This window comes from Streptomyces sp. NPDC026672 (assembly GCF_040638185.1).
GTDB lineage: Bacteria > Actinomycetota > Actinomycetes > Streptomycetales > Streptomycetaceae > Streptomyces.
The window spans coordinates 141667-156809 of the sequence record NZ_JBEZXS010000011.1; the positions used below are offsets into that span (position 1 = coordinate 141667).

Here is a 15143-nt window from a genome sequence, read left to right on the forward strand (position 1 = left end):
CGGGTTCCCGGAGGACGCCCTGCTTGAGGGCTACGGGAGACGGGGCACGGCGGGTGCGGCGCCCGGCTCACGAGCGCGCCCGGGAGGTCGCGGCCCGGCCGGCACCGGGAGTGACCGAACACGAGGCCGATCTGCCGTACATGTGGCGCCGGGCGGGGGTCGCGTGACCGGACTGTCGGGCGCGCGGGAGCGCACGGTGCGCACGGGCGGGGTCGAGCCGTGCGTGGCGGAACTCGGGGACCCGGAACGGCCGACGGTCGTGCCGGCGCACGGCCGTCCGGACGGCAAGGAGGTCCGGTCCGAGGTCGCCGTCCGCCTCGCCGGACGCTTCCACGTGGTGCTGTACGACGTCCGGGGCCACGGGCGTTCGACGGCGCCGGTGCCGCTGCGCGGGGGCTTCACGCCGGCGAAGCTCACGGACGACTTCCTGACGGTCGCGGACACGGTCGGTCCGGGCCGACCGGTCCATCTCGTGGGCCACGAACGGGGATCGGTGCGGTCGTGGGAATTCACCGCGGTCGCCCGCACGGAGGGCCATGTCGCGTCCTTCACCTCGACCTCGGGTCCGTCGGCGCCCTGCGACGCGGCCAACGGCGCCCGGCTGTACCGGGACAACGTGCGCGCCCGGCTGCGCGAACCGCACCCCGACGCCCGCGCGCACACGCCCGTGCGGCGGCATCGGACGGGCGACGGCGTTCGCGTTCGCGGAGGCGGGCGCGCGGGTGGTGGCCGTCGACCGGGACGGCGAATCGGCGGCCCGGACGGCCGATTTGGCGCGGCTGCTCGGGGCGCCCGCAGCGTGGGGGGAGAGAGACGGCCGGACGTCTCCGACGAGCGGGTGATGGAGAAGCTCGGCGAGAAGGTCACGAGCGAGTACGGCGTGGTCGACGTGCTCCTCCAAGGCGGCGGTGCTGATGGTCGGCGAGTGCCTACGGGCCGAACTCGCGGGCGGGGGCGTCGGGGTGAGCGCGATCCGTCCCGGGATCGTCACCACGAACGTCACCTCGACGGCCCGCTTCACCGGGGTGGACGCGGCGGAGGAGAGCCGACTGCGCGAGCGCACGGCGCGGCTGTACGTGATGGGCAACTACCCGCCGGAGAAGGTGGCACGGGCGGTGGCGCGCGGCGAGGCGGTCGTGCCGGTGACGGCGGAAGCGCGGGGCGCGCGGTTCATGTCCCGCTTACTGCCGGGGGCGTTGCGGCGACCCGCCCGCGTCGAGCCGCCGCTGTGAGGCAAGGGCGGGGACAGCGCACCGAGTTGTGCCACCCTTGCCCAACGGCCCTTGTGCACAGGCTCGCTGACCGCCAGCGCCCCAAATCACGGCCCTGTTAACGATCTTGGCGAATCACCCTGAATCGCCCACGAGTTGTCCACACCTTCGTCAAATTCCCTGTGGATAACGCGACTTGGTTGTGGATCAAACATGGGGGCGAAAAATATCTGCGTGATCCGTGTCTCTCCCGTCACTCTGGGGGCATGAACACGAACAACAGCCCGGAGTGGGACGAGCGGCGCACCGTGAAGGTGTCGAAGTACCTCGCGAAACACCTGCGCCACCAGCCGGAGCGGATCGGGCTCGTCCTCGACGAGGGCGGCTGGGTCGAGATCGACGTCCTGCTCGCCGCGGCCGCCGCGCACGGCTTCCGGGTCGGCCGCGAGGAACTGGACCACGTGGTGGCCGTCAACGACAAGCGGCGCTTCGCCGTCGAGGGCACCCGCATCCGCGCCAGCCAGGGCCACACCGTCGAGGTCGACCTCGGACTGCCCCCGGCGACCCCGCCGGCGTACCTCTACCACGGGACGGTCGCGCGCAGCCTCGACTCCATCCGGGCGTCCGGGCTCACACCGATGAGCAGGCACGACGTGCACCTCTCGGCCGACCGCGAGACCGCGACCCGGGTCGGCGCCCGCCGCGGGCGCCCGGTCGTGCTGTCCGTCGACGCGGGGGCGATGCACCGGGACGGCCACGTCTTCCACATCAGCGCCAACGGCGTGTGGCTCACCCGGTCCGTACCGGTGCGCTATCTCCGGTTCCCGGACGCCCACTGAAACGGGTGGCTTGCCGGGGCCGCGGGGGCGCAGGGCCACGTGGGGCGGCTGGAGACCAGGGGTGCCCCTCGGCAGGGGGCCTTGTCGCCTCGTAAGGTCGTGCCCATGCGTCTGAGCACTGTCATCCTCCCCGTGCGCCGCTGGTCGGAAGGGGCGCGCGAGCAGTGGGTCCGGGCCGAGGAGCTCGGCTTCCACACCGCGTACACCTACGACCACCTCTCGTGGCGGTCCTTCCGCGACACGACCTGGTTCGGCGCCCTGCCCACCCTGACCGCGGCCGCCACCGCCACCACCCGCCTCCGGCTGGGCACCCTGGTCACCTCCCCGAACTTCCGGCACCCGGTGACCCTCGCCAAGGAGCTGATCTCCCTGGACGACATCTCCGGCGGCCGGATCACCCTCGGCGTCGGCGCGGGCGGCACCGGCTTCGACGCCACCGCGCTCGGCCAGGAGCCGTGGACCCCGCGCGAGCGTGCCGACCGGCTGGCCGAGTTCGTGCCGCTGCTCGACCGCCTGCTCACCGAGGACGCGGTCACCCACACCGGCACGTACTACTCGGCGGACGAGGCCCGCAACATCCCCGGCTGCGTCCAGCGCCCCCGGCTGCCCTTCGCCGTCGCCGCGACCGGCCCGCGCGGGCTGCGGCTCGCCGCGCGGCACGGGCAGGCGTGGGTGACCACGGGCGACCCCGCGCTGTACGAGACGGGTACGCCCGAGCAGTCCGTGGCGGCCCTGCGCCGCCAGGCCGAGCGGCTGGCCGAGGCATGCGCCGAACTGGGCCGGGACGTCGGCGAGCTGGACAAGATCCTGCTCACCGGCTTCACCCCGGACCGGGGCCGCCCCCTGGAGTCCGTGGCCGCGTTCGTCGACTTCGCCGGCCGCCACCAGGAGCTGGGCTTCACCGAACTGGTCGTCCACTGGCCGATTCCCGACTCCGACTTCGCCGCCGACGAAAAGGTGTTCGAGCAGATCGCCACGGAGGCCCGGGCACAGCTCGGCGGCTCCGGGAACCGGTCCTGATGAGTCATCCCTGTCTCATATGTGCGAAGAACCGCACAACCGTGCTGGCATATGCGTGAGAATGACCGGGTGACCTCAGCGACCCGACACCCCGAGACCCCGGCCTCCCCCCAGCTCTCGACCGAGCCGCCCGGCACGCCCCTCGTCCCACCGCGGCTGATCGCCACCGACCTCGACGGCACCCTGCTGCGCGACGACAAGTCGGTCTCCCCGCGCACGGTCGCCGCGCTGGCCGCCGCCGAGGAGGCGGGCATCGAGGTCTTCTTCGTCACCGGCCGCCCGGCCCGCTGGATGAGCGTCGTCAGCGACCACGTCCACGGACACGGCCTGGCGATCTGCGGCAACGGCGCCGCCGTGGTCGACCTGCACGGCGGCCCCGGCGCCCACCGCTTCGTGAAGGTCCGCGCGCTGGCCCAGGACAACGCCCTGGACGCGGTGCGGCTGCTGCGCGAGGCCGCGCCGGGCACGGTGTACGCGGTGGAGCAGACGTACGGCTTCCACCAGGAGCCGGACTACCCCGAGCTGCACATGGAGCGCCCCGACACCCTCGCGCCCGCCGAGGAACTGCTCGCCGACGGCGGTCCTGGCACCACCGAGCCCGTGCTCAAGATCCTCGCCTACCACCGGGAGCTGGACCCCGACGCGTTCCTCACGCTCGCCCGGCTCGCCGTCGGCGAGCGGGCCACCGTCACCCGCTCCAGCCCCAGCGCCCTGCTGGAGCTGAGCGGCCCCGGCGTCTCCAAGGCCAGCACCCTGGAGCTGTGCTGCGCCGAGCGCGGCATCTCCCGCGAGGAGGTCGTGGCCTTCGGGGACATGCCCAACGACGTGGAGATGCTGACCTGGGCGGGCCGCTCCTACGCCATGGGCAACGCCCACCCGGCCGCCGTGGCCGCCGCCTCGGGCCGCACCACCGCCAACAACGAGGACGGCGTGGCGGCCGTCATCGAAAGCCTCCTGGACGAACACCGCTGAGCCCCCGGTCGCGGCGTCAGTCGTGGAGCCGTACCCCGTGGTGGGTCAGCCACGGGATCGGGTTCCGCGCCGAGCCCGCCTCCGGGGTCGTGCGGACCTCGAAGTGCAGGTGCGGGCCCGTCGAGTTGCCGGTGGTGCCCGACTGGGCGATCCAGCGGCCCGCGGTCACCCGGTCCCCCTCCTCGACGGCGACGGCCGCGAGGTGCGCGTACTGCGTGTACGTGTCGTCGGCGTGCCGGATCACGACCTCGATCCCGAAGGGGCCGCCGCAGGACACCCGCACCACCCGGCCCGCGCCCACCGCCCGCACCGGCGTGCCGATCGGCACCGCGAAGTCCTGCCCGGTGTGCCGGTGGGCCCAGTGCGCGCCACCGCGGCCGAACCCGGCCGACAGCGTGTAGTCCTCGACCGGTGCGACCCAGGGCCGCCGCTCGGCGCGGGCGCGCGGCCGGTCCGGCCGTACCCCGAGCCGTACCGTGCCGCGGCAGGTACCCGCCGCGGCCGAGGCGTCCGCCCGGCGCTGCAACTCCGCGCGGGCCGCCCCGAGCCGGCGTTCGATCCGGTCGCGCAGCCCGGCGAGTGCGGCGGTCCGCCGCTCCGCCGCCCTCCGGGCCGCCTCCGCCTTCGCCTCGTCGGCCGCCAGCCGCGCCTCCGCCCGCAGGCTGCGGCCGACGGCGCTGTGCACGGCGAGGTCCGTCCGCACGAAGGCGTGCTGACCGCGCATCAGCCCGTCCGGTCCGTCCGCGAGCAGCAGTTGCGCGGCGAACGGCAGCCCGCCGCCCGTGCGGTACTGGGCGCGCGCGATACGGCCCAGGTCCTCGTGGAGCACGGCGATGCGCCCCCGCTCCCGGTCGAGGAGCCGCTCGGTGCGCCGCAGTTCGTCCCGCTGCGCGCCGGCCGCCCGCCGGCCCGCCTCGTACCGCCGGGTCATCGCGGCGGCCTCCCGGTCGAGCCGGACCACCCGGGCACCGACCCCGCCGGGGTCGCCTCCGGGGGCCTCACGGACACCGGGGCGGCCGGGGGCACCGTCGGCGTGCCCGGCCGCGAGTGCGGCGAGGGCGCAGAGCAGCAGCACGACGGCCGGCGGGCGACGGAGGGCGGAAACCATGCGAGCGATGGTGGCCCGCCCGCGTCCCCGAGGTCACGTCCGACTCGTACGCCCGGGGGACAGGGTTGCTGCGGACGGGTCAGCGAGGGCGCCCGGCAGCCCGCGTTCGAGGGCGAGGACAGCCGTGCGGATCTCCCGGATGGTGACGTCGAGTTCGTCGGCCGCCCGGCCGACCCCCTCGCGCACCTCGGGCACGACCGCGCCGCGCCGCGCCCTCTCCAGCAGCAGCCCGGTGGCGAACAGCCGCCGCACGACCTGGTCGTGCAGCTCCCGCTCCGCGCACGGCCCGGCCCGGCGGGGACCGTCGTCGCGGCTCACCGGACCCCCACCAGCAGCTCGGCCCGTGCCTCCCGCTCGGCCATCGCCCGCAGCGGCCCGTCCACGGCGGCCAGTTCGGCGTACGTCCCGCGCTGCACCACCCGTCCCCGGTCCAGCACGATCACCTCGTCGACCGCGTCGAGCCCGGCCAGCCGGTGGGTGATCAGCAGGGTCGTACGGCCCTCGGTGGCGGCCAGCAGATCGGCGGTGAGCGCGTCCGCGGTGGCCAGGTCCAAATGTTCGGCGGGCTCGTCGAGCACCAGGACCGGGAAGTCGGCGAGCAGCGCCCGGGCGAGCGCCAGCCGCTGCCGCTGACCGCCGGACAGCCGCGCCCCGTGCTCCCCGACGAGCGTGTCGAGTCCGTCCGGCAGCCCGTCCACCCAGTCGAGCAGCCGGGCCCCGGCCAGCGCGTCCCGCAGCGCGGCCTCGTCGGCGTCCTTGCGGGCGAGCAGCAGGTTCTCGCGCACGGAGCTGTCGAAGAGGTGCGCGTCCTGGGCGCACAGCCCGACCAGACGCCGTACGTCGTCGCCGTCGAGGGCGTACGCGTCGACCCCGGCCAGCGTGTAGGCGCCGGCCGTGGGGTCGAGGAACCGCAGCAGCGTCTGCGCGAGGGTGGTCTTGCCGGAGCCCGAGGGTCCGACGACCGCGACGCGGCGGCCCGGGGTGAGCGTCAGGTCGAGTCCGACGATCGCGTCCCGGTGCTGTCCGGCGTGCCGGGCGGTCAGCCCCTTCACGACGAGCGGGAAGGGCGACACGGGCGCCTGCCGCGGCCGCTCCGGCTCGCGTACGGGCGCGGGCGCGTCCAGCACCTCGTACACCCGCTCCGCGCTGCGGCGCACCCGCTGCCGGTAGCGGACGGCGACGGGCAGTCCCAGGACGGCCTCGAAGGCGGCGAGCGGGGTGAGGACGACAACCGCCGTGGTGACGCCGTCGAGCCGTCCCGCGGCGACGGCCTGGACGCCGAGCAGCGCGGCGGTCGCGACGGTCAGCCCGCACACGAGGGCGGTGAGTCCGTCGCCGAGCGCGGTGGCGGTGGCGGCGCGCGAGGCGATCCGGGTGAGCGTTCCGTCGGCGCGCCGCACGGACGCGGTACGGGCGGGCAGGGCGCCGGCGACGGTCAGTTCGGCGGTGCCGGTGAGCAGGTCGGTGACCCGGGTGGCGAGCACGCCCCGGGCGGGGGCGAGCCGCCGCTCGGCTCGTCGGGCCACCGCGGCGGTCAGCAGCGGTACGCCGACGCCGGCCAGGAGCAGCCCGGCCGCGAGCGCGGCACCCGCCTCGGGCAGCAGCCACGCGGTGAACGCCACCGACCCGGTGGAGACGGCGACCGCGACCCCGGCGGGCAGCAGCCAGCGCAGCCAGTAGTCCTGGAGGGCGTCCACGTCAGCGACGAGCCGGGAGAGCAGATCGCCCCTGCGGGCCGTCCGCAGGCCGGCGGGCGCCAGCCGCTCCAGCCGCCGGTACACGGCGACCCGGGTGTCGGCCAGCATCCGCAGCACGGCGTCGTGCGACACCAGCCGCTCCGCGTACCGGAACACGGCCCGTCCGATGCCGAAGGCCCGCGTGGCCGTCACGGCGACCATCAGGTACAGCACCGGGGGCTGCTGCGAGGCCCGTGAGATGAGCCAGCCGGAGGTGGCCATCAGCCCGACCGCGCTGCCGAGCGCGAGGCTCCCCAGCAGCAGGGCGAGGGCGAGCCGTCCGCGCCGGGGGCCGGACATCGCGCGGACCCGGGTGAGGACACCTCGCCGGGGCGCCGTGGTGTCGGCGGCCCCGGGCACGGCACCGGCGGGCGCCGCCGCCGGGGAGTGTGGGGCGCGGGGGCCGGCGGCGACCGACGCGGGCGCCGCACCCGCGGTCGCCGCGCCGCCGGGTGCCTCTGCGCCAGGTGCCTCTGCGCCAGGTGTCTCGGCGGCCTCCAGCCGCACCACGCGGTCCGCGACCTCCAGCAGGGCGGGCCGGTGGACGACGAGCAGGACGGTGCGTCCCGCCGCGAGCCGCCGGACCGCGGTCACGACCTCGGCCTCGGTCGCGCCGTCCAGCGCGGCCGTCGGCTCGTCGAGCAGCAGGACGGGCCGGTCGGCGAGGAAGGCGCGGGCGAGCGCGAGCCGCTGCCGCTGGCCCGCGGAGAGCCCGGCCCCGTCCTCGCCGAGCACGGTCCCCGCGCCCTCGGGCAGGGCGTCCACGAACTCCAGCGCCCCGGCGTCGCGCAGGGCCCGGCGTACGGCCTCGTCGTCCGCGTCGGGACGGGCCAGCCGTACGTTCTCCGCGATCGTCCCCGCGTACAGGTGCGGTCGCTGGGGGACCCAGGCGATCCGGGAGCGCCATGCCTCCAGGTCGAGGTCGGCGAGGTCGGTCCCGCCGACGCGGACCCGGCCCGCCGTGGGCGGTACGAAGCCGAGGAGGACGTTCAGCAGGGTCGACTTGCCGGCGCCGCTCGGCCCCACGAGGGCGACGGTCTCACCCGGCTCGACGGCGAAGGAGACCTCGGTCACCGCGTCCGAGGAGCGTCCGGGGTAGCGGACCGAGACCCCGTCGAAGGCCGGCGCGCCGGAGGGCACGGGTCGCGTCCCGGACTCGGGGAGCGGCGTCTCCAGTACGGCGAAGATCTCCTCGGCCGCCGCGAGCCCCTCCGCCGCCGCGTGGAACTGCGCGCCCACCTGGCGCAGCGGCAGATAGGCCTCGGGCGCCAGCACCAGGATGACGAGCCCGATGTACAGATCCATGTCGCCGTGGACGAGCCGCATGCCGATCGTCACCGCCACGAGGGCGACGGAGAGCGTGGCGAGCAGTTCCAGGGCGAAGGAGGAGAGGAAGGCGATCCGCAGGGTCCGCATGGTCGCCTGCCGGTACTCGCCGGTGATGCGCCGGATCGAGTCCGCCTGCGCCTTGGCCCGTCCGAACACCTTGAGCGTCGGCAGCCCCGCGACCACATCGAGGAAGTGGCCGGACAGCCGTGACAGCAGCCGCCACTGACGGTCCGTCCTGGACTGGGTCGCCCAGCCGATCAGCACCATGAAGAGGGGGATGAGGGGCAGGGTGGCGACGATGATCACCGCCGACACCCAGTCCTCGGTGACGATCCGCGCCAGCACCGCCACGGGCACGACCACCGCGAGCCCCAACTGGGGCAGATAGCGCGAGAAGTAGTCGTCGAGGGCGTCGACGCCCCGGGTGGCGAGGGTCACGAGCGAGCCGGTCCGCTGCCCGCTCAGCCAGCCGGGGCCGAGCGCGGCGGCCCGGTCGAGCAGCCGGCCACGCAGCTCCGACTTCACGGCCGCGCTCGCCCGGTGAGCGGAGAGTTCGGTCAGCCAGGAGACGAGCGCCCGGCCGGCCGCGACGGCGGCCAACAGCAGCAGGGGAGTGCGGAGTTCGGATGCCGACAGATGATGCTGGAAGGCACCGACCACCACCTCGGCGATGAGCATGGCCTGGGCGATCACCAGACCGGCCCCGAGGGCACCCAGCCCGACAACGGCCACCAGGAAGAGCCGAGTGGCACGGGCGTAACGGAGAAGACGCGGATCGATCGGTTTCACGTGAAACATGCCCTTCGGTCCCGGGAGGGGTGTTTCACGTGAAACACCCCTCCTCCAGACTCAGTGAGCGGCCTCGGCAGCGATGTGCTGCGTCCCGATCCGCTTGCGGAACACCCAGTACGTCCAGCTCTGGTAGAGCAGCACGAGCGGGGTCGCGACCCCGGCGCACCAGGTCATGATCTTCAAGGTGTACGGGCTCGACGACGCGTTGGTGACGGTCAGACTCCAGTCCTCGTTGAGCGAGGACGGCATGACGTTCGGGAAGAGCGACAGGAAGAGCATCGCCACGGCCGCCACGATGGTGAGGCCCGACAGCGCGAACGCCCAGCCCTCACGCCCGCGTTGGTTCGCCCCGAGGGCCGCGACCAGCGCGAGGACCGCCACCACCAGGGCCACGAGGCTCTTGCCGTCACCGCTGTCGGCCTGCGTCCACAGCAGGAAGGCCAGGGCGGCGACGGCCGTGAGGAGACCGACCCTCAGGGCCAGCTTCCGCGCCCGCTCCCGGATGTCCCCGACCGTCTTGAGCGCGGTGAACACCGCACCGTGGAAGGTGAACAGGGTCAGGGTCACCACTCCGCCGAGCAGGGAGTACGGGTTCAGCAGGTTCCAGAAGCTGCCGACGTACTCGAAGTGCTCGTCGATCTTCACGCCCCGCACGATGTTGCCGAACGCCACGCCCCAGAGGAACGCGGGCAGGAGCGAGGCCCAGAAGATGGCCTGCTCCCAGTTGCGCTGCCACTGCTCCTCGGGCCGCTTGGCCCGGTACTCGAAGGCGACGCCCCGGACGATCAGGCACACCAGGATGATCAGCAGCGGGAGGTAGAACCCGGAGAACAGCGTGGCGTACCACTCGGGGAAGGCCGCGAAGGTCGCGCCGCCGGCCGTGAGCAGCCAGACCTCGTTGCCGTCCCAGACAGGACCGATCGTATTGATGAGCACCCGCCGCTCGGGCCGGTCACGGGCGAGCAGCTTGGTGAGGATGCCGACCCCGAAGTCGAAGCCCTCCAGGAAGAAATAGCCGGTCCACAGGACCGCGATCAGGACGAACCAGACGTCGTGAAGTTCCATGACTGCGCTCCCTCGGCCTAGTAGGAGAAGGCCATCGGCTTGTCGGCGTCACGGGCTTCGCCGCCGATCTTCGTGGGCGGGTTGAGGTCGGCCTCGGTCAGTTCGGGCGTGCCGGCCTTGATGTACTTCACCAGCAGCTTGACCTCGACGACGGCGAGGATCGCGTACAGCGCGGTGAAGACGAGCATCGAGGTGAGGACCTCGCCCTGGGAGACCCCGGGGGAGACCGCCTGCCGGGTCTGGAGGACGCCGTAGACGGCCCACGGCTGGCGGCCCATCTCGGTGAAGATCCAGCCCCAGGAGTTGGCGATCAGCGGGAAGGCCAGGGTCCAGATCGCGATGCGCCAGGCCCAGGTGGTGAACGTCGGGCCGAGGGGCTTGCCCTTGAACAGGACCAGGTGCGGCACCTCGTCCTCACCGACCCTCAGGTGCTGCGGCAGCATGAACCTCTTGCGGGTCAGCCAGAGTCCGGCGATACCGAGGGCGAAGGACGCCATGCCGAAGCCGATCATCCAGCGGAAGGCCCAGAAGGTCACGGGGATGATGGGCCGGTAGTCACCGGGGCCGTACTTCTCCTGCTCCGCCTTGTTGGTGTCGTTGATGCCGGGGACGTGCGAGTTGAAGTTGTCGTCGGCGAGGAAGGACAGCACACCGGGGACGGACAGCTCGACCGAGTTGTGGCCCTTGCTGACGTCGCCGTAGGCGAAGATCGAGAACGGTGCGGAGTCCTGGCCGTCCCACAGGGCCTCGGCGGCGGCCATCTTCATCGGCTGCTGCTTGAACATGACCTTGCCGAGGGTGTCGCCGCTGACCGCGGTGAGCAGTCCGGCGACGACCACGGTGATCAGGCCGAGCCGCAGGGTGGTCTTCATCTCCCGGATGTGCCTCCTGCGGACCAGGTGGAAGGCGGAGATGCCGAGCATGAAGGCGCCGCCGGTCAGGAAGGCCGCGCTGAGGGTGTGGAAGACCTGGGCGAGGGTGGTGTTCTGCGTCAGGACCAGCCAGAAGTCGGTGAGCTCGGCCCGCCCCTTCGTCTCGTTGATCTTGTAGCCGACCGGGTGCTGCATCCAGGAGTTGGCCGCGAGGATGAAGTAGGCCGACAGGATCGTGCCGATCGAGACCATCCATATGCAGGCCAGGTGGATCCGCTTCGGCAGCTTGTCCCAGCCGAAGATCCACAGCCCGATGAAGGTGGACTCGAAGAAGAAGGCGATCAGCGCCTCGAAGGCGAGGGGGGCGCCGAAGATGTCACCGACGAAGCGGGAGTAGTCCGACCAGTTCATGCCGAACTGGAACTCCTGCACGATGCCGGTGACGACACCCATCGCGATGTTGATCAGGAACAGCTTCCCCCAGAACTTGGTCGCTCCGAGGTACTTCTCCTTCCCCGTGCGCACCCAGGCGGTCTGCAGGCCGGCCGTGAGGCCGGCGAGGGAGATCGTCAGGGGCACGAAGAAGAAGTGGTAGACGGTGGTGATGCCGAATTGCCAGCGCGCCAGTGTCTCCGGCGCCAGCGCGATTTCCACGTCGTCATCTCCTTACGTCGCCGTGGTCAAGCGGCGGCTTGCCCCTTATGTCCCCCACAGATCTGGAGCAACCGGGACACGCTTGTGAACGCGTTCACATTCACAAGCAAGTATGCCGCATGCTCGTTCGAGGGTGGAGGGGCGGGGGGTCCCTAATACGGACCAGCAGGCCCCAACCGCCTCGGGACCGGGTCTTCGGGCCCCGCGGGACCGCCGCACGACGCCTCCGCCGACGGGCCGCCCGCGGTAGATCTACGCGCTGTTCGCCTCAGGAACGCGGGGCCCGCGTCGGCGCCCGTCAGACCAGACGGTGCCGCGGCTACGGCCTCGGAGAGCCGGGGCATTCGCCGCCCGCGTCCGCGCTTCGGGAACACCACGAGCCCGCGCCGCCTCCGAAGCCGAAGGCGCCACCGCCGCGCCCGGGCTCGGAAACGCGAAGGACCCGCGGGCGGGGGTGCCGCCTCGCGGGTCCGGATCCTCCCTGCGTCGCGGGTCCGGATCCTCCCTGCGTCGTGGGTGCGGAGCTGTGATGCGTCGCGGGTCCGAGTCCGTGACACCTCGGGGGGGGCCGATCCGTGTCGCGCCGAAGGCGGCACCGGAATTCGCGCCCTCCCGGTTCCCCGGCCCCCGGGCCCCGCCGCGTCCCGGCCCCTCGACTCCCGGGCCCGCCGTGTGTGGCCCTCACCCCTGGCTCCCGGCGCTCCCCGCGTCCTCTCAGGTCCCGGGGCGTCCGGAGGGCTCCGCCACGGGACGTCCGGCACGGCCCCCGACGTGCCGCAGCCCCCGGAGGGACTCCGCTCACGGTTCCTTGTGGAACGCCTCCGTCACCTTCAGGAAGATGTCGTTCGCCTCGGTCTCGCCGATCGTCACCCGCACGCCCTCGCCGGCGAACGGCCGCACCACGACGCCCTGCCGCTCGCAGATCTCCGCGAACTCGGTCGTGCGCTCCCCCAGCCGCAGCCAGACGAAGTTGGCCTGCGTCTCCGCGACGGTCCAGCCCTGCCCCCGCAGCGTGTCGACCACCCGATTGCGCTCGCACACCAACGAGCCGACACGGCCGAGCAGTTCGTCCTCGGCCCGCAGCGAGGCCACCGCCGCGTCCTGGGCGATCTGGCTCACGCCGAACGGCACGGCGGTCTTCCGCAGCGCCGCCGCCACCGGCTCGTGCGCGATGGCGAACCCGACGCGCAGCCCCGCGAGACCGTACGCCTTCGAAAACGTGCGAAGCACACAGACGTTGGGCCGCTCACGGTAGATCTCCACACCGTCCGGCACCTCGGGGTCACGGATGAACTCGCGGTACGCCTCGTCCAGCACCACCAGCACATCGCCCGGCACCCGGTCGAGGAAGCGCTCCAACTCGGCCCGCCGCACGACCGTGCCCGTCGGGTTGTTGGGGTTGCAGACGAAGATCAGCCGGGTGCGGTCGGTGATGGCGTCCGCCATCGCGTCCAGATCGTGCACCTCACCCGCCGTGAGCGGCACCTGCACCGACCGCGCGCCGCTGATCTGCGTGATGATCGGGTACGCCTCGAAGGACCGCCAGGCGTAGATCACCTCGTCGCCGGGACCACTGGTGGCCTGAAGCAGCTGCTGCGCGACACCGACCGAGCCGGTGCCGGTGGCCAGGTCGGAGACCGGAACGCCGAAGCGGTCCGACAGTTCGTTCATCAGCCCGGTGCACGCCATGTCCGGGTAGCGGTTGAAGTCGGCCGCGGCGCCCGTCACGGACTCCATGACACCCGGCAGCGGCGGATACGGGTTCTCGTTCGAGGACAGCTTGTAGGCCACGGGGCCGCCGACCGCGGCGGGCCTGCCCGGCTTGTAGGTGGGGATACCCTCCAGCTCGGCGCGCAGCTTCGGGCTCGTCTCGCTCACCGCATCCTCCTCGCGACCACCGGCGGACCGTCCGCACCGCCGGCTTCCAATACTGCTCACCCTATGAGGATTCGGCACGGCTGCGTACAGGTGCGCGGGAGCGGGAAGCGATGAGGGGAAAACCACACGAACCCCACCGGCATCACGGGCATCACCTGACGAAGGCGCACGAAGTGGGGGGCGCGCTTCACATATATCTACGCGCCGGTGGCTCGCGCCGTGGCGCGCATCACCCGTGAAGGTGAGTTGAGACCTCTTCGAAACATCGGGTGCTTGGCAGGCCCATGTGCGCCGACACGTCACGTCTTGCCATTGGATCGTACAACTGACTTTTTTTCTAAGGTAGTTGACCTCTAATGACCATGCAGAAACGTGCCTGTCAACGCGTGCATATGCGTCCGCACTACCCCACCGCATGAGCCCTACTATCGGCTCGCCATGACAGCAGCAGGAAAGCACCAGGTGAGCCGCGCGGAAACCTCACGTCGAGGCAGCCGACCGGGTCGGGCGGGCATCAGAGACGTGGCCGCCGCCGCCGGAGTCTCCATCACGACCGTCTCCGATGCCCTGAACGGCAAGGGCAGGCTCCCGGACGCCACCCGCCGTCATGTCCGTGAGGTCGCCGACCGACTCGGGTACCGCCCCTCGGCCGCCGCCCGCACCCTCCGTACCGGCAAATCGGGACTCATCGGCCTGACCGTGACCACGTACGGGGATGAACCTTTCACCTTCACGGAGTTCGCGTACTTCGCCGAGATGGCACGGGCCGCCACCTCCGCCGCGCTCGCCCGCGGCTACGCCCTCGTGATCCTGCCCGCGACCTCGCGCCACGACGTGTGGTCGAACGTCGCCCTGGACGGCACGGTCGTCATCGACCCCTCCGACCAGGACCCGGTCGTCAGCGAACTGGTCCGGCAGGGTTTACCCGTCGTCTCCGACGGCCGCCCGGCCGGCTCGCTCCCGGTCACGGCGTGGGTCGACAACGACCACGAGGCGGCCGTGCTCGGCATCCTGGACCACCTCGCGGACGCGGGGGCCCGCCGCATCGGGCTGCTCACCGGGACGACGACGGACACGTACACGCACCTGTCGACCACCGCGTACCTGCACTGGTGCGAGCGGGTGGGACAGGACCCGGTGTACGAGGCGTACCCGGCGCACGACCCCTGCGCGGGCGCCGTCGCGGCCGACCGGCTGCTGGCCCGGCCCGACCGTCCCGACGCCGTGTACGGCCTGTTCGACCCCAACGGGACGGACCTGCTGGCCGCGGCGCGGCGCTACGGGCTGCGCGTGCCGGACGACCTGCTGCTGGTGTGCTGCAGCGAGTCCACGGTGTACGCGAACACCGAGCCGCCCGTCACGACGCTCTCGCTCAAGCCCCGGCGCATCGGCACGGCGGTGGTCCAGCTGCTCATCGACGCGATCGAGGGCGTGGAGTCGGACCACCCGGTCGAACAGGTGATACCGACGGAACTCATCATCCGCACGTCCTCCCAACGCCGCCCACCGCGCACCACGGTCAGTCCGCCGAGGGCCCCGGAAGAGAAGTAGGCCGCAGCCTCTGGCGGGGGGGCATGGCGTGGCTGAAGCGGCCGGGGGCGGGGCGCTCAGGGGGGCGGGTCGTCGATGCGGCCAGGGCAGAGTGCTCGGCGGGGCGCTGGGCGGGC

The 15143-nt window shown here is 72.7% G+C and carries 9 protein-coding genes and 2 pseudogenes; 5 read left to right on the forward strand and 6 right to left on the reverse strand.

Annotated elements, in window-relative coordinates:
- Nucleotides 1-163: 163 nt before the first annotated feature.
- From AB0F77_RS15565 to AB0F77_RS15580, 4 genes and pseudogenes are all read left to right on the forward strand, one after another.
- Nucleotides 164-1232, forward strand: a pseudogene (locus AB0F77_RS15565) (SDR family NAD(P)-dependent oxidoreductase).
- A 245-nt stretch (nt 1233-1477) separates the two neighbouring features.
- Nucleotides 1478-2050 carry an RNA 2'-phosphotransferase gene (locus tag AB0F77_RS15570; protein WP_361947496.1) on the forward strand — a complete coding sequence of 191 codons (573 nt, stop codon included), beginning with the start codon at nt 1478-1480 and terminating at the stop codon, nt 2048-2050.
- A gap of 99 nt (nt 2051-2149) precedes the next feature.
- Nucleotides 2150-3070 (forward strand): LLM class flavin-dependent oxidoreductase, encoded by a 921-nt coding sequence (locus tag AB0F77_RS15575; RefSeq protein WP_361947499.1) that lies wholly within the window; start codon nt 2150-2152, stop codon nt 3068-3070.
- A 51-nt stretch (nt 3071-3121) separates the two neighbouring features.
- Complete coding sequence (locus AB0F77_RS15580; RefSeq protein WP_361947502.1) at nt 3122-4042, forward strand: Cof-type HAD-IIB family hydrolase; 921 nt, start codon at nt 3122-3124, stop codon at nt 4040-4042.
- A gap of 16 nt (nt 4043-4058) precedes the next feature.
- Here the strand turns inward: AB0F77_RS15580 and AB0F77_RS15585 are convergent, their stop codons facing one another.
- The 6 genes and pseudogenes from AB0F77_RS15585 to hisC all read right to left on the reverse strand — a co-directional run bounded on the left by AB0F77_RS15585 (nt 4059) and on the right by hisC (nt 13476).
- Nucleotides 4059-5150 carry a M23 family metallopeptidase gene (locus AB0F77_RS15585; RefSeq protein WP_361947505.1) on the reverse strand — a complete coding sequence of 364 codons (1092 nt, stop codon included), beginning with the start codon at nt 5148-5150 and terminating at the stop codon, nt 4059-4061.
- 99 nt (nt 5151-5249) lie between these two features.
- A pseudogene (locus AB0F77_RS15590) lies at nt 5250-5423 on the reverse strand (histidine kinase); the annotation flags it as partial.
- A gap of 41 nt (nt 5424-5464) precedes the next feature.
- Entirely contained in the window at nt 5465-9004 is a 3540-nt protein-coding gene (cydD, locus tag AB0F77_RS15595) for a thiol reductant ABC exporter subunit CydD (protein ID WP_361947509.1), read from the reverse strand.
- Nucleotides 9005-9064: 60 nt separating this feature from the next.
- Complete coding sequence (gene cydB, locus AB0F77_RS15600; RefSeq protein ID WP_361947512.1) at nt 9065-10072, reverse strand: cytochrome d ubiquinol oxidase subunit II; 1008 nt, start codon at nt 10070-10072, stop codon at nt 9065-9067.
- A gap of 17 nt (nt 10073-10089) precedes the next feature.
- Nucleotides 10090-11598 (reverse strand): cytochrome ubiquinol oxidase subunit I, encoded by a 1509-nt coding sequence (locus AB0F77_RS15605; protein WP_361947515.1) that lies wholly within the window; start codon nt 11596-11598, stop codon nt 10090-10092.
- Nucleotides 11599-12396: 798 nt separating this feature from the next.
- On the reverse strand, nt 12397-13476 hold the full coding sequence (gene hisC, locus AB0F77_RS15610; protein WP_361947518.1) for a histidinol-phosphate transaminase: 1080 nt from the start codon (nt 13474-13476) through the stop codon (nt 12397-12399).
- 438 nt (nt 13477-13914) lie between these two features.
- Between hisC and AB0F77_RS15615 the strand changes: the two genes are divergently transcribed.
- Nucleotides 13915-15027, forward strand: coding sequence for a LacI family DNA-binding transcriptional regulator (locus AB0F77_RS15615; RefSeq protein ID WP_361947521.1), 1113 nt, complete (start codon nt 13915-13917; stop codon nt 15025-15027).
- Nucleotides 15028-15143 lie beyond the last annotated feature (116 nt).